The 22,097-nt window shown below is 69.7% G+C and carries 14 protein-coding genes; 10 read left to right on the top strand and 4 right to left on the bottom strand.

The annotated features are described in order from the left end of the window. The first annotated feature begins 6 nt into the window (after positions 1 to 6). From mtrA to ACZ69M_RS42025, 6 genes are all read left to right on the top strand, one after another. Positions 7 to 696: a two-component system response regulator MtrA gene (gene mtrA, locus ACZ69M_RS42050; protein WP_015659998.1), complete on the top strand. Its 690-nt coding sequence runs from the start codon at positions 7 to 9 to the stop codon at positions 694 to 696. Between the two features lies 1 nt (position 697). Beyond that, entirely contained in the window at positions 698 to 2,806 is a 2,109-nt protein-coding gene (gene mtrB / locus ACZ69M_RS42045; RefSeq protein ID WP_470058436.1) for an MtrAB system histidine kinase MtrB, read from the top strand. After that, complete coding sequence (locus ACZ69M_RS42040) at positions 2,796 to 4,631, top strand: LpqB family beta-propeller domain-containing protein (RefSeq protein ID WP_470058435.1); 1,836 nt, start codon at positions 2,796 to 2,798, stop codon at positions 4,629 to 4,631. Before mtrB ends, ACZ69M_RS42040 begins: the two co-directional genes overlap by 11 nt. 240 nt (positions 4,632 to 4,871) lie before the next feature. Further along, positions 4,872 to 5,822 carry a ComF family protein gene (locus ACZ69M_RS42035; RefSeq protein ID WP_470058433.1) on the top strand — a complete coding sequence of 317 codons (951 nt, stop codon included), beginning with the start codon at positions 4,872 to 4,874 and terminating at the stop codon, positions 5,820 to 5,822. Positions 5,823 to 6,135: 313 nt separating this feature from the next. Then, positions 6,136 to 6,828: a ribosome hibernation-promoting factor, HPF/YfiA family gene (gene hpf, locus ACZ69M_RS42030; protein WP_403695216.1), complete on the top strand. Its 693-nt coding sequence runs from the start codon at positions 6,136 to 6,138 to the stop codon at positions 6,826 to 6,828. A gap of 206 nt (positions 6,829 to 7,034) precedes the next feature. Further along, entirely contained in the window at positions 7,035 to 7,781 is a 747-nt protein-coding gene (locus ACZ69M_RS42025; protein WP_351703078.1) for a response regulator transcription factor, read from the top strand. A gap of 45 nt (positions 7,782 to 7,826) precedes the next feature. On the opposite strand, the gene ACZ69M_RS42020 is transcribed toward ACZ69M_RS42025, so the two are convergent. Both ACZ69M_RS42020 and ACZ69M_RS42015 read right to left on the bottom strand, forming a co-directional pair. Continuing rightward, positions 7,827 to 9,002 carry a winged helix-turn-helix domain-containing protein gene (locus ACZ69M_RS42020; RefSeq protein WP_470058431.1) on the bottom strand — a complete coding sequence of 392 codons (1,176 nt, stop codon included), beginning with the start codon at positions 9,000 to 9,002 and terminating at the stop codon, positions 7,827 to 7,829. An 853-nt stretch (positions 9,003 to 9,855) separates the two neighbouring features. After that, a complete protein-coding gene (locus ACZ69M_RS42015) occupies positions 9,856 to 10,434 on the bottom strand; it encodes a GNAT family N-acetyltransferase (protein ID WP_470058430.1) in 579 nt (192 codons plus the stop codon). Between the two features lie 244 nt (positions 10,435 to 10,678). Here ACZ69M_RS42015 and secA point away from each other — a divergent pair, with 244 nt between their 5' ends. Beyond that, a complete protein-coding gene (secA, locus tag ACZ69M_RS42010; RefSeq protein ID WP_470058428.1) occupies positions 10,679 to 13,495 on the top strand; it encodes a preprotein translocase subunit SecA in 2,817 nt (938 codons plus the stop codon). Positions 13,496 to 13,636: 141 nt separating this feature from the next. On the opposite strand, the gene ACZ69M_RS42005 is transcribed toward secA, so the two are convergent. Beyond that, positions 13,637 to 14,239: an Rv3235 family protein gene (locus tag ACZ69M_RS42005; RefSeq protein WP_470058426.1), complete on the bottom strand. Its 603-nt coding sequence runs from the start codon at positions 14,237 to 14,239 to the stop codon at positions 13,637 to 13,639. 355 nt (positions 14,240 to 14,594) lie between these two features. On the opposite strand from ACZ69M_RS42005, the gene ACZ69M_RS42000 reads away from it, so the two are divergent. Together ACZ69M_RS42000 and ACZ69M_RS41995 are read left to right on the top strand one after the other, a co-directional pair. Then, entirely contained in the window at positions 14,595 to 15,110 is a 516-nt protein-coding gene (locus ACZ69M_RS42000) for a DUF6912 family protein (RefSeq protein WP_470058424.1), read from the top strand. A gap of 46 nt (positions 15,111 to 15,156) precedes the next feature. Then, positions 15,157 to 15,828, top strand: coding sequence for an HAD family hydrolase (locus ACZ69M_RS41995; protein ID WP_470058423.1), 672 nt, complete (start codon positions 15,157 to 15,159; stop codon positions 15,826 to 15,828). A gap of 139 nt (positions 15,829 to 15,967) precedes the next feature. Here ACZ69M_RS41995 and ACZ69M_RS41990 read toward each other — a convergent pair whose 3' ends face one another. Then, on the bottom strand, positions 15,968 to 16,534 hold the full coding sequence (locus ACZ69M_RS41990) for a DJ-1/PfpI family protein (RefSeq protein ID WP_075029015.1): 567 nt from the start codon (positions 16,532 to 16,534) through the stop codon (positions 15,968 to 15,970). A 610-nt stretch (positions 16,535 to 17,144) separates the two neighbouring features. Between ACZ69M_RS41990 and ACZ69M_RS41985 the strand changes: the two genes are divergently transcribed. Next, entirely contained in the window at positions 17,145 to 22,085 is a 4,941-nt protein-coding gene (locus ACZ69M_RS41985; protein WP_470058421.1) for an NAD-glutamate dehydrogenase, read from the top strand. The last annotated feature ends 12 nt before the right edge of the window (positions 22,086 to 22,097 follow it).

Genomic DNA, 22,097 nt, shown 5'->3' with positions numbered 1-22,097 from the left:
AATGGGATGATGTCGTTTATGAAGGGACGAGTCCTTGTCGTCGATGACGACACCGCACTGGCCGAGATGCTCGGCATTGTGTTGCGTGGTGAAGGTTTTGAGCCGTCTTTCGTAGCCGACGGCGACAAGGCGCTGGCCGCTTTCCGTGAGACCAAGCCCGATCTGGTGCTCCTGGACCTGATGCTTCCCGGCCGGGACGGTATCGAGGTGTGCCGCCTGATCAGGGCGGAATCCGGAGTGCCGATCGTGATGCTCACCGCGAAGAGCGACACCGTCGATGTCGTGGTCGGCCTCGAGTCCGGCGCCGACGACTACATCGTGAAGCCGTTCAAGCCAAAGGAGCTGGTGGCGCGGATCAGGGCGCGGCTGCGTCGTTCCGAGGAACCGGCGCCCGAGCAGCTGGCCATCGGCGATCTTGTGATCGATGTGGCCGGTCACTCTGTGAAGCGGGACGGGCAGTCGATCGCCCTGACGCCGCTGGAGTTCGATCTGCTCGTGGCACTGGCCCGCAAGCCGTGGCAGGTGTTCACGCGTGAGGTGCTCCTCGAGCAGGTGTGGGGCTACCGGCACGCGGCGGACACCCGACTGGTCAACGTCCATGTCCAGCGGTTGCGCTCCAAGGTCGAGAAGGACCCGGAGCGGCCGGAGATCGTGGTGACCGTCCGTGGTGTCGGTTACAAGGCCGGACCGAGCTGACATGTCCCGGGACAGTGCCGCTTCGGCGCCCGGTGAGTCGGGGGTCCGTTCGGGGCGGCCTGTCGGCCGGAAGGTGACGGGCTCCCGCTGGGGACGTTTCTTGGAGGGCGGGCTGCTGCAGGGCGGAGTCCAGGGCAGCCCGGTGCTTCGGTTGTTCATGCGCTGGGTGCGCCGCCCGTTGCTGCCCGTGATGCGGCTGTGGCGGCGCAACATCCAGCTCAAGATCGTCGTCACGACGCTGCTGATGTCGCTGGGTGTCGTGCTGCTGCTCGGCTTCGTGGTCATCGGGCAGGTGCGCAACGGTCTGCTGGACGCCAAGGTCAAGGCCTCGCAGAGTCAGGCCACGGGTGGCTTCTCGGTGGCCAAGCAGAAGGCGGACGCGGCTGCCACGGCCAATGGCGACGACGGTTCGAGTGCGGACGGCCGTCCGTCCAAGAACGTCAGCCAGTGGATGAACGACCTCGTCGTCTCCCTTTCCAGTGGCGGCCAGGGCGCCTTCGACGTGGTGACGCTCAGCTCCACCGTGGCCGGCAACGGCGGTGCCGGGCGGGGTCCGCGTTCCTCGGGTGACGTCGATCCGACAGTGAGCATCCCGGAGGACCTGCGCGCCCGCGTCGACAGCAACACCATGGCGGCCCAGAGCTACACCAGGGTCGTCTACAAGGACGGCACGGAGTCGCAGGCCGCGCTGGTCATCGGCAAGCAGGTCCTCGACCCCAATGGAGACGCGTACCAGCTCTACTACCTCTTCCCGCTGACGCAGGAGGAGAAGTCGCTGAGCCTGGTCAAGGGGACGCTCGCCACGGCCGGACTGTTCGTCGTGGTGCTTCTGGGGGCCATCGCCTGGCTCGTGGTGCGCCAGGTCGTCACTCCGGTGCGGATGGCGGCCGGGATCGCCGAGCGGCTCTCCGCCGGGCGCCTGCAGGAACGGATGAAGGTCACCGGCGAGGACGACATCGCGCGGCTCGGCGAGGCTTTCAACAAGATGGCGCAGAACCTTCAGCTGAAGATCCAGCAGCTGGAGGACCTGTCGCGGATGCAGCGACGGTTCGTGTCCGACGTGTCGCACGAGCTGCGTACGCCGCTCACGACCGTCCGGATGGCGGCCGACGTCATCCATGACGCGCGCGTGGACTTCGATCCGGTGACCGCTCGGTCGGCCGAGCTGCTCGCCGATCAGCTGGACCGGTTCGAGACGCTGCTCGCGGACCTGCTGGAGATCAGCCGGTTCGACGCGGGTGCGGCGGCGCTGGAGGCCGAGGCGATAGACCTCCGGGAAGTCGTACGGCGTGTCGTCAGCGGCGCCGAGCCGCTCGCCGAGCGCAAGGGCTCGCAGATACGTGTCGTCGGCGATCAGCAGCCGGTGGTCGCCGAGGCGGATGCCCGGCGGGTGGAGCGGGTGCTGCGCAATCTCGTCGTCAACGCCGTGGAGCACGGCGACGGCAAGGAAGTGGTGGTCAAGCTCGCCTCAGCGGGCGGGGCGGTCGCCATTGCGGTGCGTGACTACGGCGTCGGCCTCAAGCCCGGAGAGGCGACCCGGGTCTTCAGCCGCTTCTGGCGTGCCGACCCGGCACGAGCGCGTACCACCGGTGGTACGGGGCTCGGGCTGTCCATCGCCCTGGAGGACGCCCGGCTGCACGGCGGCTGGCTGCAGGCGTGGGGTGAGCCGGGCGGCGGTTCGCAGTTCCGGCTGACGCTGCCGCGTACCGCGGACGAGCCGCTGCGTGGGTCTCCGATACCTCTGGAGCCCATGGACTCGCGGCGTAATCGTGGACTTAATGACGCGGGACTGCCCTCCGGCGGCGGCGACAAGCTCGCCACGGTGCCGATGCAGGCCGCGGGTGGGAAGGCGGCACCGCCCATGCAGCGGACGTCCGTGGTGCCGCGACTGGCCGGGGCGTCGCCCACGGCCGATCCGACGGCGCTGCCGGGCAACGGTGCGCGTGTGGTGCCGAGGCCCTCCGGGGCCGTGCGGCGGCCGGACGACATGCCCGTCGCGGGTGGGGAGCGGAGCGTGCAGGAGCGTGGCCGGGACGGCGGCGGGCCTGAAGAACTCGGACAAGCAGAGCCCGAGGAACTCGGGCAAGGGGAGGCATTTCGTGGTCGCTGACCGCGAGGGGAGCGGCCGTCGGCGTCCCGCGCGCGTGGGGGTGTACATCGGCTGCGGCGCACTGCTGCTGACCGGGTGTGCCTCGATGCCGGACAGCGGGGATCTGCGCGGGGTCGAGTCCACGCCGAGGCAGGACTCGCAGGTCCGCGTCTTCGCGCTGCCGCCCCGCGAGGACGCCCCGCCGGCGGAGATCGTGCAGGGCTTCCTGGAGGCACTGACCAGTGACGACGCGCAGTACGAGACGGCGCGCAAATATCTGACGGCGGGCGCCCGCAAAACGTGGGATCCGTACCGCTCCACGACCGTCCTCGCGGACGGGCCCAACCCCGAGTCGGAGCACTCGGGCACCAGGGAGGGCGACGACTCGTACACGCTCTCCGGCAGCAAGGTCGCCACGGTGGACGAGCAGCACGCGTACGCGCCGGACGCCGGTTCGTACCGGACGACGGTGCACCTCACGCTGCAGAAGGACACCAAGCAGTGGCGCATCGACGCGCTGCCGCAGGGCGTGGTGATGGGCAACTCCGACTTCCAGCGCAACTACGTGTCCGTCAACAAGTACTACTTTGCCTCGAATGTGCCCTCCGGTTCGGGCGGACCGCTCGGGACCGTCGCCGATCCCGTCTATGTGCGGGACAAGGTGGACCCGATGACGGAGATGGTCCGGTCGCTCCTGAAGGGGCCCACACGCTGGCTGGATCCGGTGGTGACGTCGAGCTTCCCGTCCGACACGGAGCTGAAGAAGGGCGTCACGTCGCTGTCGCCCGACGACCGCAACAGGGTGACGGTCCCGCTGAGCAAGAAGGCCGACCGGGTCGGAGAGACCCAGTGCAACAAGATGGCCACCCAACTCCTCTTCACGCTCCAGGACCTGACGCCCACGGGCGTCGACGAGGTGGAGCTGCAGCGGTCGAACGGTTCGCAGTTGTGCGTGGTCACCGAGAACCGGGCGGAGACCGTCGCTTCGCACGGCACGGCCAAGCGCCCTGAGTACGAGTACTTCATCGATGCCAAGCAGCGGCTCGTGCGGCTGCCCAGCGGCAATAGTGACAAGCAGCCCGAGCCGGTACCCGGTGCGCTGGGAGTGGGCGACAAGAAGCTGCGGTCGGCCGCGGTGTCGCGGACCGAGGACAGCGCGGCCGGCGTGTCGGCCGACGGGAGTTCGCTGTACGTCGGATCGCTGGTGTCGGGCGCCTCGCTGGGGGACGCGGTGCTGCACAGCCAGGGGACGAAGGCGGACGACCGGCTGACGACGCCCAGTTGGGACGGACAGGGCGACCTGTGGGTGGCCGACCGCGACCCGAAGAACCCGCGACTGCTCCTGCTGGAGAAGGGCGCGGGTACTCCGCTGGCGGTCACCGCGCCGGGTATCGACGGGCGTGTCCAGGCGGTGCGGGTGGCCGCCGACGGGGCGCGGATTGCGCTGATCGTCCAGAAGGACGGCAAGAGCTCGCTGCAGATCGGGCGCATCCAGCGCGACACCAAGACCGGCGGGCGGCCCCTCATCTCGATCCTCGAGCTGCGCTCCGCGGCGCCGCAGCTGGAGGAGGTCACCGCCATGTCGTGGGCCGGCGACAGCCGGCTCGTCGTCGTCGGGCGCGAGTCCGGCGGGGTGCAGCAGATGCGCTACGTCCAGGTCGACGGCTCCACTCCGGTGGGCGCCGCGCCCTCCGCGCTGACGGGGGTGAAGGAGGTCGCCGCGTCCGAGGACGAACGGCTGCCGCTGGTGGCGCACTCGGAGGAGGACGGGATCGTGCGGCTGTCCTCCGGGGAGCAGTGGCAGAAGATCGTCAAGGACGGCACGGCACCGGTTTATCCCGGATAGCGGCCTCTTTCTTCCGGTTTCCTCCGGGTACCGACTTGCCGGGCCTCCCTTTTCGGGCAGGCCCGGCTGCCGTATGGGGTGGATCTGGCCATCGTACGAGGCGGACCTGGCCGTTGTACGGGGTGGATCTGGCCGCCATTGCGGGCTGGGTCACCCGGACGGGTGATGGCCGTGGAGTTGTCCACAGGCGGTTGTCCACAGGGGTGGCCGGTCGGCCCGCGCATTGGCACAGTGGTGGGCATGCGGGGGTGGTGGCAGGACCTCACCGATCTGGTGCTGCCGGCCGAGTGCGGAGGCTGCGGAATGCCTCGCACGGTGCTCTGCCCGGAGTGCCGTGCCGCCCTGAGCGGGGCCGCACCGCGCCGGGTGCGACCGGATCCGGAGCCGCCCGGGCTGCCGGTCGTGCACGCGGCGGCCCCATACGAGGACGAGGTGCGCGCGACGCTCCTCGCCCACAAGGAACGGGGGGTACTGACACTTGCGAGACCTTTGGGGACGGCCCTGGCGGGGGCTGTACGGGCAGGGCTGGGGCACCTGTGCCTCCCGGTCCCGGAGGAGCTGTCCACGGCCCGGGACGGGTGCCTGAGGGGCGGCAACGGGCAGCTGCGGCTCGGGGGTGGTCCGGGGCGCGTGCCGCTTTCCGGCACAGGTTCTCTGCTGCTTGTTCCCCTGCCGTCCTCGCGGCAGGCGGTGCGGGCGCGGGGCCAGGATCCGGCGCGGCGGATCGCGCTCGCGGCGGCGGGGGAGTTGCGGCGCACGGGGACACCGGCCCGGGTGCTGGCCGTGCTGCGGCAGCGGCGCGCCGTGGCCGACCAGGCGGGGCTCAACTCGCGGCAGCGACTGGACAATCTCGCGGGCGCCCTGGAGGTGGCGGCCGGAGGTGCCCGGCTGTTGGCGAGCGGGGGCCGGGTCGTACTCGTAGACGACCTGATGACGACGGGCGCCTCGATGACGGAGGCGGCCCGTGCCGTACGGGCGGCGGTGGCGGGGATCGATCCATACCTGGACGTCGATGCATGCGTCGCGGAAGCGGGGGAAGCAACGGGGGAACGGATGACCGAGGCAACGTCAGTGGATAGCGACCGGACACAAGGAGCCCGGCGAATGGCGGGTATGAGCGGAGTCGACGACGTGGTCTGCGCGGCTGTGGTCGCGGCCTCGCCGGACTCTTTCGAAATAAACCGGAACTGACTGGGAACTTCCATCGTTGCAGGTAATGACCAGGTCAATTCACCTGAACGGAGGTACGCCGCAGTAGAGGGTGACGACATCCGTCCAGGCGAGATATGTTCGGTTGTGAGGCAATGGCGCAGGCCGTACCTCGCCCATCCGAATGTTGTGCTGCGGGTTTCTGAATCACCCGTAGCGATGGGGTGTAGATCTTGCCCATGGGGGAGGAGGAGGTGAAAGTCACCAAGTCCGAGGTTCCGGCACTCACCGGGGCCTGGTGCAAAAGGGAGACGCTCCGCCAGTGCAGCGGAGCGATCCGGGAACGGAGTTCTGCGTGGACATCGTCGTCAAGGGCCGCAAGACCGAGGTGCCCGAGCGGTTCCGCAAGCACGTGGCCGAGAAGCTGAAGCTGGAGAAGATCCAGAAGCTCGATGGCAAGGTGATCAGCCTCGACGTGGAGGTGTCCAAGGAGCCCAACCCCCGGCAGGCCGACCGTTGCGACCGAGTGGAGATCACGCTCCACTCCCGCGGTCCGGTGATCCGGGCGGAGGCGGCGGCAAGTGACCCGTATGCGGCACTCGACCTGGCGGCGGACAAACTCGAAGCCCGTCTGCGCAAGCAGCACGACAAGCGCTACACCCGCCGCGGCAACGGCCGGCTCTCGGCCGCGGAGGTCGCCGACCACGTCCCCGGCGCCGCGACGCTCAACGGGAACGGGACCGTCGTCCACGAGGACGACGCGGACAGCGTGCCGACGAAGAAGATCGGCTCCCTCGAGGTCATGGGCGAAGGCCCCCTCATCGTTCGCGAGAAGACCCACGTGGCCGCCCCGATGACGCTCGACCAGGCGCTCTACGAGATGGAGCTGGTCGGGCACGACTTCTATCTCTTCGTCGACTCCGAGACGAAGGAACCCAGTGTCGTCTACCGGCGGCACGCATATGACTACGGCGTCATCCACCTCAGCACGGACCCCATGGTCACCCAGGCCGGACCTGACGCGCCGGGCGGTGCGCTCGGCGGCTGACCCGCCCCGATGACGGCTGAGCCGGTGCCCCTGGAGCGCGCGTGCGCCCCCAGGGGCACCGGTGTGCGACCACTTCGCGACCCGCTCTGTCACCGCACTGTCGTCCGGGCATGGAATCATGGCCGAACCGGCCCCAACCGGTGGGTCGTTGCCTTGGATTGGCGATGGCACTAGAACGCAGGCCACGGCCTTCAGGGGGAGGAACGATGGCGGACAGCTTCGGACCGATGCGTGACGGGGATGCCGACGGCGGCGTCGTCGGCATAGGCCCGGACGCGGGCTCTCCACGCAAGGAGCCCATCCGGGTCCTCGTCGTGGACGACCATGCCCTCTTCCGCCGCGGCCTGGAGATCGTGCTCGCGGCCGAGGAGGACATCCAGGTCGTCGGCGAGGCGGGTGACGGGGCGGAGGCGGTCGACAAGGCGGCCGACCTGCTGCCCGACATCGTGCTGATGGACGTACGTATGCCGAAGCGGGGCGGCATCGAGGCGTGCACCTCCATCAAGGAGGTCGCTCCGAGCGCGAAGATCATCATGCTGACGATCAGCGACGAGGAAGCCGATCTCTACGACGCGATCAAGGCGGGCGCCACCGGCTATCTCCTCAAGGAGATCTCCACGGACGAGGTGGCCACGGCCATTCGCGCGGTGGCGGACGGGCAGTCGCAGATCAGCCCGTCGATGGCGTCGAAACTTCTCACCGAGTTCAAGTCGATGATTCAGCGGACGGACGAGCGCCGGCTCGTGCCCGCGCCGCGGCTCACGGATCGCGAGCTGGAGGTTCTCAAGCTCGTCGCGACCGGGATGAACAACCGGGATATCGCCAAGGAGTTGTTCATCTCCGAGAACACCGTGAAGAACCATGTACGCAACATCCTGGAGAAGCTGCAACTGCACTCCAGGATGGAGGCGGTGGTCTACGCGATGCGGGAGAAGATCCTCGAGATCCGGTGAGTCTGCGTTGCGTCTGCGTAAGGCTGGTCAGGTTGGCCGGTCGGGTCAGGCCAGTGCGCGGGTGAGTTCCTTCGCGAGGGGCTCGCGGAGGTCCGGGGCGTCCACCCGTTCCACCCGTACGTTTGTGCAGTCCACCCAGCTCGCTGCCTCCAGGAGGGCCTGGGCCACGGCAGGGACCGCCTTGGCGCCGTCCAGCGTGACCTGTTTGGCGACCAGGGTGCGGCCCTCGCGGGCGGGGTCCACGCGGCCGACGAGCCGGCCCCCGGCGAGGACCGGCATCGCGAAGTAGCCGTACACCCGCTTCGGCTTGGGCGTGTACGCCTCCAGACGGTGGGTGAAGCCGAAGATCCGCTCCGTGCGGGCCCGCTCCCAGATGAGCGAGTCGAACGGGGACAGCAGCGTCGTACGGTGGCGGCCGCGTGGCGGTGTCTCCAGGGCCGCCGGGTCCGCCCACGCGGGCTTGCCCCAGCCCTCCACCGTCACCGGGACCAGGCCCGAGTCCGCGATCACCGCGTCGACCTGCTCGCCCTTGAGACGGTGATAGTCGGCGATGTCCGCGCGCGTGCCGACGCCCAGGGACTTGCCGGCCAGGCCGACCAGGCGGCGCAGGCACTCCGTGTCGTCCAGCTCGTCATGGAGCAGGGCCTCGGGGACGGCGCGCTCGGCGAGGTCGTACACACGCTTCCAGCCGCGGCGCTCCGTGCACACCACTTCGCCGTACATCAGCGCGCGCTCCACGGCCACCTTGGTGCCCGACCAGTCCCACCACTCGCTGGTTTTCTTCGCGCCGCCCAACTCCGTGGCCGTGAGGGGGCCTTCCGTACGGAGCTGCTTGATGACCTGGTCGTAGGTGCCGTCCGGCAGGTCGTGGTTCCAGTGCGGGCGGGAGCGGTAGGCGCGGCGGCGGAAGGCGAAGTGGGGCCATTCCTCCACGGGGAGGATGCAGGCGGCGTGGGACCAGTACTCGAAGGCGTGGGTGTCGGTCCAGTAGGCCTGGTCGACGGTTGTGCGGCCTACCGCGCCCAGGCGGGCGTACGGGATGAGTTCGTGGGAGCGGGCCAGGACGGAGATCGTGTCGAGCTGGACCGCGCCGAGGTGTCGCAGGATTCCGCGGACGCCGGCCCTGCGGTCGGGGGTGCCCAGGAAGCCCTGGGCCCGTAGGGCGATGCGGCGGGCTTCTTCGGCGGAGAGGTCGGTGGTGGGACGCGGGAGGCTCGTCATGTTCCACACGGTAGGCGGTGCCACTGACAGTGGACTCGCCCCCGCCGCCCCTACCCATCCCATCCCAGGGGCTCCGCCCCAGCCCCCGCCAGGGGCTCCGCCCCCGGACCCCCGGCGGGGCTGCGCCCCTGCACCCCGCGTGGGGCTCCGCCCCTGGACCCCCGGCGGGGCTGCGCCCCTGCACCCCGCGTGGGGCTCCGCCCCTGGACCCCCGGCGGGGCTGCACCCCTGCACCCCGCGAGGGGCTCCGCCCCTGGACCTCGGTGGGGCTGCGACCCCGGACCCGGTGGGGTTGCGCCCCTGGACCCCCGGTGGGGTTGTACCCCTGCACCCTGACGGGGCTGCGCCCCTGGACTTCCGGCAGGACTGTGCCCCCGGACCCGGCAGGGCTGCGCCCCCGGACCCGGCGGGGCTGCGCCCCCGGACCCTGGCGGGGCTGCGCCCCTGCACTCCGGTGAGGCTGCACCCCTGGACCTCGGTGGGGCTCCGCCCCCGGACCCCCGGCGGGGCTCCGCCCCTGGACCTCGGTGGGGCTGTGCCCCCGGACCCGGTGGGGTTGCGCCCCTGCACCCCGGAGGGGCTCTGTCTCCGGAGCCCGGCGGGCTGCACCTCCGGACCTCGGCCGGACTGTCTCCTGCATCCCTGGAACGCCCGTGGGGCTTTGCCTTCGGGCCCCGGCTGGGGGTGTGCTTTGCGGTTGTGGCGGGGCTGCCGACTCAGGGCGCCGTGGGGTTTCGCCCTGGCCGGGCCGGGGCAGCCGCCCCCGCTCCTGCGCCCTCGGGGGCGGCAGCCCCAGGTCTCTGGGGAGCTGGATCGGGGTGAGGGGGACTGGATTTTAGTGTCGGGCGGGGCTTTATGGGGTGGAGGGCGGGGCGGGCAAGTACGGGGCCGTTGAGGCGAGGCCCAGGTCCGAGGGGAGTAGGGAGCCGATCCAGCAGTCTCGGCGTACGCCCTTGTTGTTGAGGGCGGAGCGGAGGGTGCCTTCCAGGGTGAAGCCGGCGCGTTCGGCGACCGCGCGGGAACCCTTGTTGCCGACCTCGGCGCGCCATTCCAGGCGGTCGACGGCGAGGCTCGTGAAGGCCCAGCGGGCGGCGGTGAGGGTGGCCTCGGTGATGTAGCCGTTGCCGCGGTGCTCCTTGGCCGCCCAGAAGCCGACCTCACCGACCCCCAGGGAACGCATGCTGATGGAGAGCATGCCCGTCAGGTCCCCCGACAGGAGGAAGGCGCCGAAGGTGAACATGGAGCCGTCCGCCCAGCCGTCCGGCACCATCTGATCCGTGAAGCCCGTCGCGTGCTCGCGGAGATAGGGCGAGGGGATCGTGGTCCAGCGCTGGATGTCGGGGTCCTGGACGGCTTCGTACACCGAGTCGGTGTCGTGCGAGTCCACGGCGCGCAGGAGCAGCCGGTCGGTGGTCAGCGTGACGGGGTCCATCGGCCGATTCTGCTAGGGCCACCGAAAGGGCGCCATTCCTTTGCGGCGAGTGACGGTTCGGTTACTTTTCGCAGCGCGGGCGCGGCACCTTCCGCCACCCCTGTCCGTTGTCCTAGTGGCTGTCACTGGCAGACCTCCCGGCGCGGTGGGGTCCTCGCTTACGATGGCCGTTGCTCAAGCTGTGATTTGAATCTGACATTGAACCCGACCGTCCCAGGCCCGACCGGCAAGGAGACAAACCCCCGTGTCCGTCCTCTCGAAGATCATGCGTGCAGGCGAAGGCAAGATCCTGCGCAAGCTGCACCGCATCGCGGACCAGGTCAACTCCATCGAAGAGGACTTCGTCGACCTCTCCGACGCCGAGCTGCGCGCCCTCACTGATGAGTACAAGCAGCGGTATGCGGATGGGGAGAGCCTGGACGACCTACTCCCCGAGGCCTTCGCCACCGTGCGCGAGGCCGCCAAGCGCGTCCTCGGACAGCGTCACTACGACGTGCAGATGATGGGTGGCGCCGCGCTCCACCTCGGCTACGTCGCGGAGATGAAGACCGGCGAGGGCAAGACCCTCGTCGGCACGCTGCCCGCGTATCTGAACGCCCTCTCCGGAGACGGCGTGCACCTGATCACGGTCAACGACTATCTGGCCGAGCGCGACTCCGAGATGATGGGTCGCGTCCACAAGTTCCTGGGTCTGACCGTCGGCTGCATCCTCGCCAACATGACGCCGGCCCAGCGCCGCGAGCAGTACGCGTGCGACATCACGTACGGCACGAACAACGAGTTCGGCTTCGACTACCTGCGCGACAACATGGCCTGGTCGCAGGACGAACTCGTCCAGCGAGGCCACAACTTCGCGATCGTCGACGAGGTCGACTCGATCCTCGTCGACGAGGCCCGTACGCCGCTCATCATCTCCGGCCCGGCCGACCAGGCCACCAAGTGGTACGGCGACTTCGCCAAGCTGGTCACCAGGCTGAAGAAGGGCGAGGCCGGCAACCCCCTCAAGGGCCTCGAGGAGACCGGGGACTACGAGGTCGACGAGAAGAAGCGCACCGTCGCCATCCACGAGCCCGGCGTCTCCAAGGTCGAGGACTGGCTGGGCATCGACAACCTGTACGAGTCGGTGAACACGCCGCTGGTGGGCTACCTGAACAACGCCATCAAGGCCAAGGAGCTCTTCAAGAAGGACAAGGACTACGTCGTCATCGACGGCGAAGTCATGATCGTCGACGAGCACACCGGCCGTATCCTCGCCGGCCGCCGCTACAACGAGGGCATGCACCAGGCGATCGAGGCGAAGGAAGGGGTGGACATCAAGGACGAGAACCAGACGCTCGCCACGATCACCCTGCAGAACTTCTTCCGCCTCTACGGCAAGCTCTCCGGCATGACCGGTACGGCGATGACCGAGGCCGCCGAGTTCCACCAGATCTACAAGCTCGGCGTCGTCCCGATCCCGACCAACAAGCCGATGGTCCGCAAGGACCAGTCGGACCTGATCTACCGCACCGAGGTCGCCAAGTTCGACGCGGTGGTCGACGACATCGCCGAGAAGCACGAGAAGGGCCAGCCGATCCTCGTCGGTACGACGTCGGTCGAGAAGTCCGAGTACCTTTCGCAGCAGCTCTCGAAGCGGGGCATCCAGCACGAGGTGCTGAACGCGAAGCAGCACGACCGTGAGGCCCCGATCATCGCCCAGGCCGGCCGCCGGGGCGCTGTGACCGTCGCCACGAACATGGCCGGTCGAGGCACGGACATCAAGCTCGGCGGCAACCCCGATGACCTCGCCGAGGCGGAGCTGCGTCAGCGTGGCCTCGACCCCGAGGAGCACATCGAGGAGTGGGCCGCGGCCCTCCCCGCCGCCCTGGAGAAGGCCGAGCAGGCCGTCAAGGCGGAGTTCGAAGAGGTCAAGGAGCTCGGCGGGCTCTATGTGCTGGGCACCGAGCGCCACGAGTCGCGTCGTATCGACAACCAGCTGCGCGGTCGTTCCGGCCGTCAGGGCGACCCGGGCGAGTCCCGCTTCTACCTGTCGCTCGGTGACGACCTGATGCGGCTGTTCAAGGCCCAGATGGTCGAGCGCGTGATGTCGATGGCCAACGTGCCGGACGACGTGCCGATCGAGAACAAGATGGTCACGCGCGCGATCGCCTCCGCCCAGTCGCAGGTCGAGCAGCAGAACTTCGAGACGCGCAAGAACGTTCTGAAGTACGACGAGGTGCTCAACCGGCAGCGCGAGGTCATCTACGGCGAGCGCCGCCGCGTCCTGGAGGGCGAGGACCTCCAGGAGCAGATCCAGCACTTCATGGACGACACGATCGACGCCTACATCGCGGCCGAGACCGCCGAGGGCTTCGCCGAGGAGTGGGACCTGGACCGGCTGTGGAGCGCCTTCAAGCAGCTCTACCCGGTGAAGGTCACCGTCGACGAGCTGGAGGAGGCGGCCGGTGACCGTGCCGGTCTGACCGCCGAGTTCATCTCCGAGTCCATCAAGGACGACATCCACGAGCAGTACGCGGCCCGTGAGGAGCAGCTCGGCTCCGAGATCATGCGGGAGCTGGAGCGGCGGGTCGTCCTGTCGGTCCTCGACCGCAAGTGGCGCGAGCACCTCTACGAGATGGACTATCTCCAGGAGGGCATCGGCCTGCGCGCCATGGCGCAGAAGGACCCGCTGGTCGAGTACCAGCGCGAGGGCTTCGACATGTTCTCCGCCATGATGGACGGCATCAAGGAGGAGTCCGTCGGCTACCTGTTCAACCTGGAGGTTCAGGTCGAGCAGCAGGTCGAGGAGGTCCCGGTCGAGGACGCCGCGCCGTCGCTGGAGAAGAAGGAGGACGTCGTGCCCGCGGGTGCGCGTCCCGAGATCCGCGCCAAGGGGCTCGACGCCCCGCAGCGTCCCGACCGGCTGCACTTCTCCGCGCCGACCGTGGACGGTGAGGGCGGCATCGTCGAGGGCGACTTCGCCAACGACGACGACGAGCCCGTGCGATCCGAGGCGGACGGCCTCACGCGCGCGGAGCGCCGCAAGCAGCAGAAGAGCAACGGGCGGCGCCGCAAGAAGTGACCGATCGGCTCGCGAGAGCCGATGAGAGCTGAGAAGCGGTGAAGGGCCGGACACCTGTGGGTGTCCGGCCCTTTGCGTTGCTCAGGGGGGTTCAGGGGCCCGTAGGAGTTGCCGGCGAGGTGTTCACGGATTCGGGGGGGCTCAGTCGTCGTCCGGGCGGGGCATGCGGGGGCCGCCCAGTTCCACCGCCGTGCAGCGCCAGCGGAGATCGGGGCCCTGTTCCAGACGGAAGGCCATCGCGCGCAGCCGGTCACCCGCGCCGATGCGGGCGAAGGCCTCGATCGCGCCGGGCCGTGGCACGTAGTAGCCGATGTCGCGGACGACCGGGCGGGTGCCACGGGTGCGCAGGGGGCCGCGCTCGGCGAGCCAGGCCAGCTCGTCGTAGGCCCGGCCCGCGGTGTGGCGCAGCATGCAGTGGACCGGGCGTTGGCCGCTGAGCACGGCGAGGAGGCGGTCGGCGAAGAGGTCGGTGGGACGGGGCTGCGGCGGCGCTGAGGACGGCGCTGAGGGCGGTGGCGACGCCCGTGGGGGGTCGGCCGGTGGGGGCAGGAGGAGGGTGCGGGATGCGTCCTCCGCCGGGGGCGTTTGCGGTGCGGGCGCCTGAGGCGGGCTGTCTCCCGGGGCCGGGCGGGGTGCGCCCGCGCCCGGGGTGCGCGGTGGGGTGGTGCCGGGGCGGCGGGTGTCGTGGCGGCCGGGTGGGCGGGTGCCCGGGCGGCGCTTCGTCCTGGTCATCACCTTGTTCATGCGTCGTCCCCGTTCAGCGTCGTCCCCGCTCGCCGCGACCGGTCGATACCGGGCGGTAACTTCGTGTTGGGGATCTTCTACGAGGCGGGAGCGGGTCCCCGCAAGGACGCAGGGCGCGCGCCGCGGCGGCGGGAAGGTTCACCTATCAGAGTGAGCGGGAGAGGCGGTGGGCCCGGCGGGGAAGGGATGTTCCGGGTGAATCGCGGGACGTGGGTTGACGCCGTACGGGGGAGGGACCGGGACCCGAAAGGGGACGCCCGCACGTATCCTGAAGGCCTTCCCGGGAGGCGCGGGACCGCCCCTTTCAGGAGCCCTCCGACCCGGGAAACCCACCCGACTACGAAAGCGGCCAGCCATGCGCGTCTACGTCCCCCTGACCCTCTCCGGTCTCGCCGAGGCGTACAAGACGGGGGAGCTGGCGGCGGGACCGGTCGTCGCGTACGCCGTCACGCCCGCGTTGCGCGAGTGGTACCTCTCCGACGACATCGAGGAGCTCGAGTACGCGGCGCTGAACCGGGCCGCGCTGGCCTCGCTGCGGCTGCTCGCGGGGGAGCCGGGGGCCGTGCGGCGGCGGGTGGTCGTCGCGGTCGACGTTCCCGACCGGGCCGCGGTCGCCGATCCCGACCGGGGGCTCGATCCGGTGGCGCTCGGTGAGGTGCGGGTGTCGGGGCCCGTGGCCCTGTCCAAGGCGGCCGCGGTGCACGTCGACGCCGATGACGCCAGGGAGGACGTCTCGGCCGCCGTGGACGCGCTCGGGGCGGCCGACCACGGGGACGACGACGCGCAGTTCATCGTGGACGGGGCCGAGGACCACGAGTTGTTGTGGTTCGCGACGCAGGAGATTCCCAACCTGGTGGGGCTGGAGGACTGAGCCTGCCCCGAGGGGCGTTGTCAGTGCGGACGGGTAGTTTCTTGGTATGGGGAAGCAGGGCGCAGCAGCGCACATCGTGTGGGACTGGAACGGGACGCTGTTCCACGACAACGCCGCGATCATCGGGGCGACGAACGCGGCATTCGCCGAGTTGGGGCTGGCGCCGCTCACGCTCGAGCGGTACCGGGAGTTGTACTGCGTGCCGGTGCCGAAGTTCTACGAGCGGCTGATGGGGCGGCTGCCGACCGATGCCGAGTGGGAGGTCATGGACGACACCTTCCATCGGTACTACGCGGAGCACCGTGTGACGTGCGAGCTCACCGAGGGGGCGTCGACGTTGCTCGCGGACTGGCGGTCGGCGGGGCGCAGCCAGTCGCTGTTGAGCATGTATGTGCACGAGGAACTGGTGCCGCTGGTCAGGGGGTTCGGGATCGAGCCGCACTTCGTGCGAGTGGAGGGGCGGGTCGGGCCGTCCGGCGGCAGCAAGGCCGAGCACATGGTGCGGCACATAGGCTCGCTCGCGGGCGTGGACCCGGAGCGCACGGTGGTGATCGGGGACGCCGCCGACGACGCGGTGGCCGCGCTGCACGTGGGGGCGCGGGCCGTGCTCTACACCGGCGGTTCGCACAGTCGCGCCAGCCTCGAAGGGGTCGGCGTGCCCGTGGTGGACAGCCTGGAGGAGGCGGTCGAGGAGGCCGAGCGACTGATGGCGGCGTAGGCCTGTCGTCCGAGCTCGCCGCGCGGAGTGTGCGGCGACGCGCGGGGTGTGCGACGGCGCCCTGGATGCGCGGTGGCCCTCGTCGGCGGGGCAGCCGCGTACCCGGCTCACACCTCCCACGTCACCGCCCCCGCGTCGTTCAGCCCACCGGCGCCTTCGCCCTCAGCACCCTGAGGAACTCGCGCATCCAGGCCGGGTGGTCCGGCCAGGCGCGGGCGGACACGAGGGTGCCGTCGACCACGGCCTCCGCGTCCTGGAAGGTCGCTCCGGCGGCCTGCATGTCCAGTTCCAGTGCCGGGTAGGCGGTGACGCGGCGGCCGCTCAGGGCGTCGGCGGCGGCCGTGAGGAGCGGGCCGTGGCAGATCTGGGCCACGGGCTTGTCGGCGTCGAAGAAGGACTTGAGGATCTTGCGGAGTTCGGGGTCGTTGCGGAGGTACTCGGGCGCGCGGCCGCCCGGGATCACCACCGCGGCGTACTGACCGGGGTCGACCTCCGAGAACGCGAGGTCGGCGGGCCAGGTGTAGCCGGGCTTCTCCGTGTACGTGTCGAAACCGGGTTCGAAGTCGTGGACCACGAAGCGGAGCTGCTTGCGGGTGGGGGCCGCGATATGGACCTCGTAGCCCTCCTCGCGCAGGCGCTGGTAGGGGTACAGGACCTCCAGTGATTCCGCCGCGTCGCCGGTGACCATCAGGATCTTCGGTGTCATGTCGGTGCCGCTCCCTTCGGTGGAGCTTCGGTGGAGCTTCAGCGGGCCCCAGCTCTATTCCGCCTCTGCCCCACCGTCCTCGTCAACGTGGTGCCGCAGGAGAGGGTTACCGGAGGACTGCACGTTCCCGTCCCTTTCGTCCCTGTGCATACTGTCAAAGTTCCACCCCCGGTTTTGTACACATACGGCTCATGACGGGCCCCGGGTAGGGAGCGATAGCCTGGTGGCGTGATCAGCGCGATATCTCGCGGGGGCCCAGTTGCCCCTGCCTCGCGCCCGGAGCGCACGGACGACATCCGTGACCGGGCGGCGATCGCTGGTCTTCACGGGCGGGACGGAGCGGCGACCGCGGCAAGCACCAGCGGAAACGCGGGCGCAAGCGGAATCCCGAGCGTTCTCCGTAGGCCGCGGACACCCCGGGGACGGACGACGCAGAGATCAGCGTCACAGTCGCCGAGGGTGCCGAGAATGGCCGATATCCCCCCGCCCATCTCTCCATGCGGCATAGCGTCGGACCAGACCGGACACCCCGCGTCACGGCGTTACGTCGGAGAAGAGACCGTACTTCCTTCTACGTCACGCAACGGCGCGCGACAGGAGCCAGAGGACAATGCAGACCAAGCTGGACGAAGCCAAGGCCGAGCTGCTCGAGAGGGCTGCCCGGGTAGCTGAGAACAGCCCGGTCGGGGGGCACCTACCGACTGGGACGACGAGCGAGGGCACTCCGGACAAGGACACCGTGCTCGCGTTCCTCCAGCGCTACTACCTGCACACAGCCCCGGAGGACCTGACCGACCGTGACCCGGTCGATGTCTTCGGAGCCGCTTTCTCCCACTACCGACTGGCCGAGAATCGCCCCCAGGGCACGGCCAATGTCCGAGTGCACACGCCCACCGTCGAGGAGAACGGCTGGACCTGCAGCCACTCCGTCGTCGAGGTCGTGACCGACGACATGCCCTTCCTCGTCGACTCGGTCACCAACGAGCTGTCCCGGCAGGGCCGCGGCATCCACCTCGTCATCCACCCGCAGTTCGTCGTACGGCGCGATCTGACCGGTGAGCTCATCGAGGTGCTCCCCGGCCGGCCCACCCTCGAGGATCTGCCGCACGACGCGCACGTCGAGTCCTGGATCCACGTCGAGATCGACCGCGAGACCGACCGTGCCGACCTGAAGCAGATCACCGCCGATCTGCTGCGCGTCCTGTCCGACGTCCGCGAGGCCGTCGAGGACTGGGAGAAGATGCGCGACGCCGCGCTGCGCATCGCCGAGGAACTGCCCACCGAGCCGACCGCCGACGACCTGCGCGACCTGGAGGTCGAGGAGGCCCGTGAGCTGCTGCGCTGGCTCTCGGACGACCACTTCACCTTCCTGGGGTTCCGCGAGTACGAGCTGCACGACGACGACTCGCTGGCCGCCGTCCCCGGCACCGGACTCGGCATCCTGCGCTCCGACCCGCAGCACGGCGGTGACGACAGCCACCCGGTCAGCCCGTCCTTCGAGCGGCTGCCCGCCGACGCCCGCGCCAAGGCCCGTGAGCACAAGCTGCTCGTCCTCACCAAGGCCAACAGCCGCGCCACCGTGCACCGGCCGTCCTACCTCGACTACATCGGTGTGAAGAAGTTCGACGCCGAGGGCAACGTCGTCGGTGAGCGGCGCTTCCTGGGCCTGTTCTCCTCGGCCGCGTACACCGAGTCCGTGCGCCGCGTCCCCGTGGTCCGCCGCAAGGTCGAGGAGGTCCTCAAGGGCGCGGGCTTCTCGCCCAACAGCCACGACGGCCGCGACCTGCTCCAGATCCTGGAGACCTACCCCCGCGACGAGCTCTTCCAGACGCCCGCCGACGAGCTGCGCGCCATCGTCACCAGCGTCCTCTACCTCCAGGAGCGGCGCCGGCTGCGCCTCTACCTGCGCCAGGACGAGTACGGCCGCTACTACTCGGCCCTCGTCTACCTCCCGCGCGACCGCTACACCACCGGGGTGCGCCTCAGGATCATCGACATCCTGAAGGAAGAGCTGAACGGCACCAGCGTCGACTTCACCGCCTGGAACACCGAGTCGATCCTCTCCCGACTGCACTTCGTGGTCCGGGTCCCGCAGGGCACCGAGCTGACGCAGCTCAGCGACGCGGACAAGGACAGGCTCGAGGTGCGACTCGTCGAGGCCGCCCGCTCCTGGGCCGACGGTTTCGCCGAGGCGCTGAACGCGGAGTGCGGCGAGGAGCGCGCGGCCGAGCTGCTGCGCCGCTACGGCAGCGCCTTCCCCGAGGGCTACAAGGCCGACCACACCCCGCGTGCCGCGGTCGCCGACCTGGTCCACCTGGAGAAGCTCACCCGCGACCGGAGCAAGGACTTCGCGCTCAGCCTGTACGAGCCGGTCGGTGCCGGTCCCGGCGAGCGCCGCTTCAAGATCTACCGCACCGGCGAGCAGGTCTCCCTCTCGGCGGTCCTGCCGGCCCTCAACCGCATGGGCGTCGAGGTCACCGACGAGCGCCCGTACGAGCTGCGCTGCTCGGACCGTACGACGGCCTGGATCTACGACTTCGGGCTGCGCCTGCCCAAGTCCCTGAACGGCAACGGCGACTACCTCGGCGACGACGGCCGTGAGCGCTTCCAGGAGGCCTTCGCCGCCACCTGGACCGGCGAGGCCGAGAACGACGGCTTCAACGCCCTCGTGCTGAGCGCCGGGCTGACCTGGCGGCAGGCGATGGTGCTGCGCGCCTACGCCAAGTACCTGCGCCAGGCGGGCTCCACCTTCAGCCAGGACTACATGGAGGACACCCTCCGAAACAATGTCCACACCACCCGGCTGCTTGTCTCGCTCTTCGAGGCGCGGATGTCGCCGGAGCGCCAGCACGCCGGTGTCGAGCTGACCGACGCGCTGATGGAGGAGCTGGACGCCGCTCTCGACCAGGTGGCCAGCCTGGACGAGGACCGGATCCTGCGCTCCTTCCTCACCCTCATCAAGGCGACCCTGCGCACCAACTTCTTCCAGGAGGCGTTGGGCGCCAAGCCGCACGAGTACGTCTCCATGAAGTTCGACCCGCAGGCCATCCCGGACCTCCCGGCGCCGCGACCGGCGTACGAGATCTGGGTGTACTCGCCGAAGGTGGAGGGCGTGCACCTGCGCTTCGGCAAGGTCGCGCGCGGTGGTCTGCGCTGGTCCGACCGGCGTGAGGACTTCCGGACGGAGATCCTGGGCCTGGTCAAGGCGCAGATGGTGAAGAACACCGTCATCGTGCCCGTCGGCGCCAAGGGCGGCTTCGTCGCCAAGCAGCTGCCCGACCCGTCCGTGGACCGCGACGCCTGGCTCGCGGAGGGCATCCGCAGCTACCGGACCTTCATCTCGGCGCTGCTCGACATCACCGACAACCTGGTCGCCGGTGCGGTCGTGCCCCCGGTGGACGTGGTCCGGCACGACGGGGAGGACACCTATCTCGTCGTCGCCGCCGACAAGGGCACCGCGACCTTCTCCGACATCGCCAACGAGGTCGCCGAGAGCTACAACTTCTGGCTCGGGGACGCCTTCGCCTCCGGCGGCTCCGCCGGGTACGACCACAAGAAGATGGGCATCACCGCGCGCGGTGCCTGGGAGTCCGTGAAGCGGCACTTCCGGGAGCTGGGCGTCAACACCCAGACCGAGGACTTCACCGTCGTCGGCGTCGGTGACATGTCCGGTGACGTGTTCGGCAACGGCATGCTGCTCTCCGAGCACATCCGCGTGGTCGCCGCCTTCGACCACCGGCACATCTTCCTCGACCCGACCCCGGACGCGGAGACCTCGTACGCCGAGCGGCGTCGCCTCTTCGAGCTGCCGCGCTCGTCCTGGGCCGACTACAACACCGAGCTGATCTCGGCCGGCGGTGGAGTCTTCCCGCGGACCGCCAAGGCGATCCCGGTCAACGCGCACGTCCGCGAGGCCCTCGGCATCGAGGCCGGTGTCGCCAAGATGACCCCGGCCGACCTGATGAGGGCGATCCTCAAGGCGCCGGTCGACCTGCTGTGGAACGGCGGCATCGGTACGTACGTCAAGGCGTCCGCCGAGTCGCACGCGGACGTCGGCGACAAGGCCAACGACGCCATCCGCGTCGACGGCGCCGACCTGCGCGTCAAGGTCGTCGGCGAGGGCGGCAACCTCGGTCTGACCCAGCTGGGCCGGATCGAGTTCGCGCAGCACGGCGGCAAGATCAACACCGACGCCATCGACAACAGCGCGGGCGTGGACACCTCCGACCACGAGGTGAACATCAAGATCCTGCTCAACGCGGTCGTGACCAACGGCGATCAGACGGTCAAGCAGCGCAACAAGCTGCTCGCCGAGATGACCGACGAGGTCGGCGCCCTGGTCCTGCGCAACAACTACGCGCAGAACGTGGCGATCGCCAACGCGCTGGCCCAGTCGCCGAGCATGCTCCACGCCCAGCAGCGCTTCCTGCGCTTCCTGGTCAGGGAGGGCCACCTCGACCGGGCGCTGGAGTTCCTGCCCAACGAGCGGCAGATCCGTGAGCGGCTCAACTCCGGGCAGGGCCTGACCGGTCCTGAGACGGCCGTGCTCCTCGCGTACACGAAGATCACGGTCTCCGACGAGCTGCTCTCCACCTCGCTGCCCGACGACCCGTACCTGCAGAGCCTGCTGTTCGCGTACTTCCCCACCGCGCTGCGTGAGAAGTTCCGCGAGCAGATCGAGGCGCACGCGCTGCGCCGCGAGATCGTGACGACCGTCCTGGTCAACGACACGGTCAACACGGGTGGTACGAGCTTCCTGCACCGCCTCCGTGAGGAGACGGGCGCGTCCCTGGAGGAGATCGTCCGGGCGCAGACCGCGGCCCGCGCGATCTTCGAGTCGAGCAAGGTGTGGGACGCGGTGGAGGCGCTCGACAATGTCGTCGCCGCCGATGTCCAGACCAGGATCCGGCTGCACTCGCGCCGTCTCGTCGAGCGCGGCACGCGCTGGCTGCTCAACAACCGGCCGCAGCCGCTCCAGCTCGCCGAGAACATCTCCTTCTTCAGCGAGGGGGTCGCGCAGGTCTGGGGCGAGCTGCCCAAGCTGCTGCGCGGTGCGGACCTGGAGTGGTACCAGCAGATCTTCGAGGAGCTGACGGGCGCCGGCGTCCCCGAGGAGCTGGCCACGCACGTGGCCGGGTTCTCCTCGGCCTTCCCGACGCTGGACATCGTCGCGGTGGCCGACCGCATGGGCAAGAACCCGATGGCCGTCGCCGAGGTGTACTACGACCTCGCCGACCGCCTGAACATCACCCAGCTCATGGACCGCATCATCGAGCTCCCGCGTGCCGACCGCTGGCAGTCGATGGCCCGCGCCTCGATCCGCGAGGACCTGTACGCGGCCCACGCGGCGCTCACCGCGGACGTGCTCGCCGTCGGCAACGGCACCTCGACCCCGGAGCAGCGCTTCAAGGCCTGGGAGGAGAAGAACGCGGCGATCCTGGGCCGCGCCCGCACCACCCTGGAGGAGATCCAGACCTCGGACTCGTTCGACCTGGCGAACCTGTCGGTGGCGATGCGCACGATGCGGACGCTTCTGCGGACGCACTCGTAGCGCACCTCTGAG

The sequence above is a fragment of the Streptomyces sp. NPDC107454 genome (assembly GCF_055582885.1).
The sequence above is the reverse complement of the archived record's forward strand: the minus strand, read 5'-3'. Positions and strand labels throughout refer to the sequence as shown.

Excerpts from the sequence above, each read along its gene's own strand:
- ACZ69M_RS41985 (WP_470058421.1), top strand. The coding sequence starts at position 17,145 with ATGCAGACCAAGCTGGACGAAGCCAAGGCCGAGCTGCTCGAGAGGGCT.
- ACZ69M_RS41995 (WP_470058423.1), top strand. The coding sequence starts at position 15,157 with ATGGGGAAGCAGGGCGCAGCAGCGCACATCGTGTGGGACTGGAACGGG.
- ACZ69M_RS42015 (WP_470058430.1), bottom strand. The coding sequence starts at position 10,434 with ATGGACCCCGTCACGCTGACCACCGACCGGCTGCTCCTGCGCGCCGTG.
- ACZ69M_RS42005 (WP_470058426.1), bottom strand. The coding sequence starts at position 14,239 with ATGAACAAGGTGATGACCAGGACGAAGCGCCGCCCGGGCACCCGCCCA.
- mtrB (WP_470058436.1), top strand. The coding sequence starts at position 698 with ATGTCCCGGGACAGTGCCGCTTCGGCGCCCGGTGAGTCGGGGGTCCGT.
- ACZ69M_RS42020 (WP_470058431.1), bottom strand. The coding sequence starts at position 9,002 with ATGACGAGCCTCCCGCGTCCCACCACCGACCTCTCCGCCGAAGAAGCC.
- mtrA (WP_015659998.1), top strand. The coding sequence starts at position 7 with ATGATGTCGTTTATGAAGGGACGAGTCCTTGTCGTCGATGACGACACC.
- ACZ69M_RS42000 (WP_470058424.1), top strand. The coding sequence starts at position 14,595 with ATGCGCGTCTACGTCCCCCTGACCCTCTCCGGTCTCGCCGAGGCGTAC.
- ACZ69M_RS42035 (WP_470058433.1), top strand. The coding sequence starts at position 4,872 with ATGCGGGGGTGGTGGCAGGACCTCACCGATCTGGTGCTGCCGGCCGAG.
- ACZ69M_RS41990 (WP_075029015.1), bottom strand. The coding sequence starts at position 16,534 with ATGACACCGAAGATCCTGATGGTCACCGGCGACGCGGCGGAATCACTG.
- ACZ69M_RS42025 (WP_351703078.1), top strand. The coding sequence starts at position 7,035 with ATGGCGGACAGCTTCGGACCGATGCGTGACGGGGATGCCGACGGCGGC.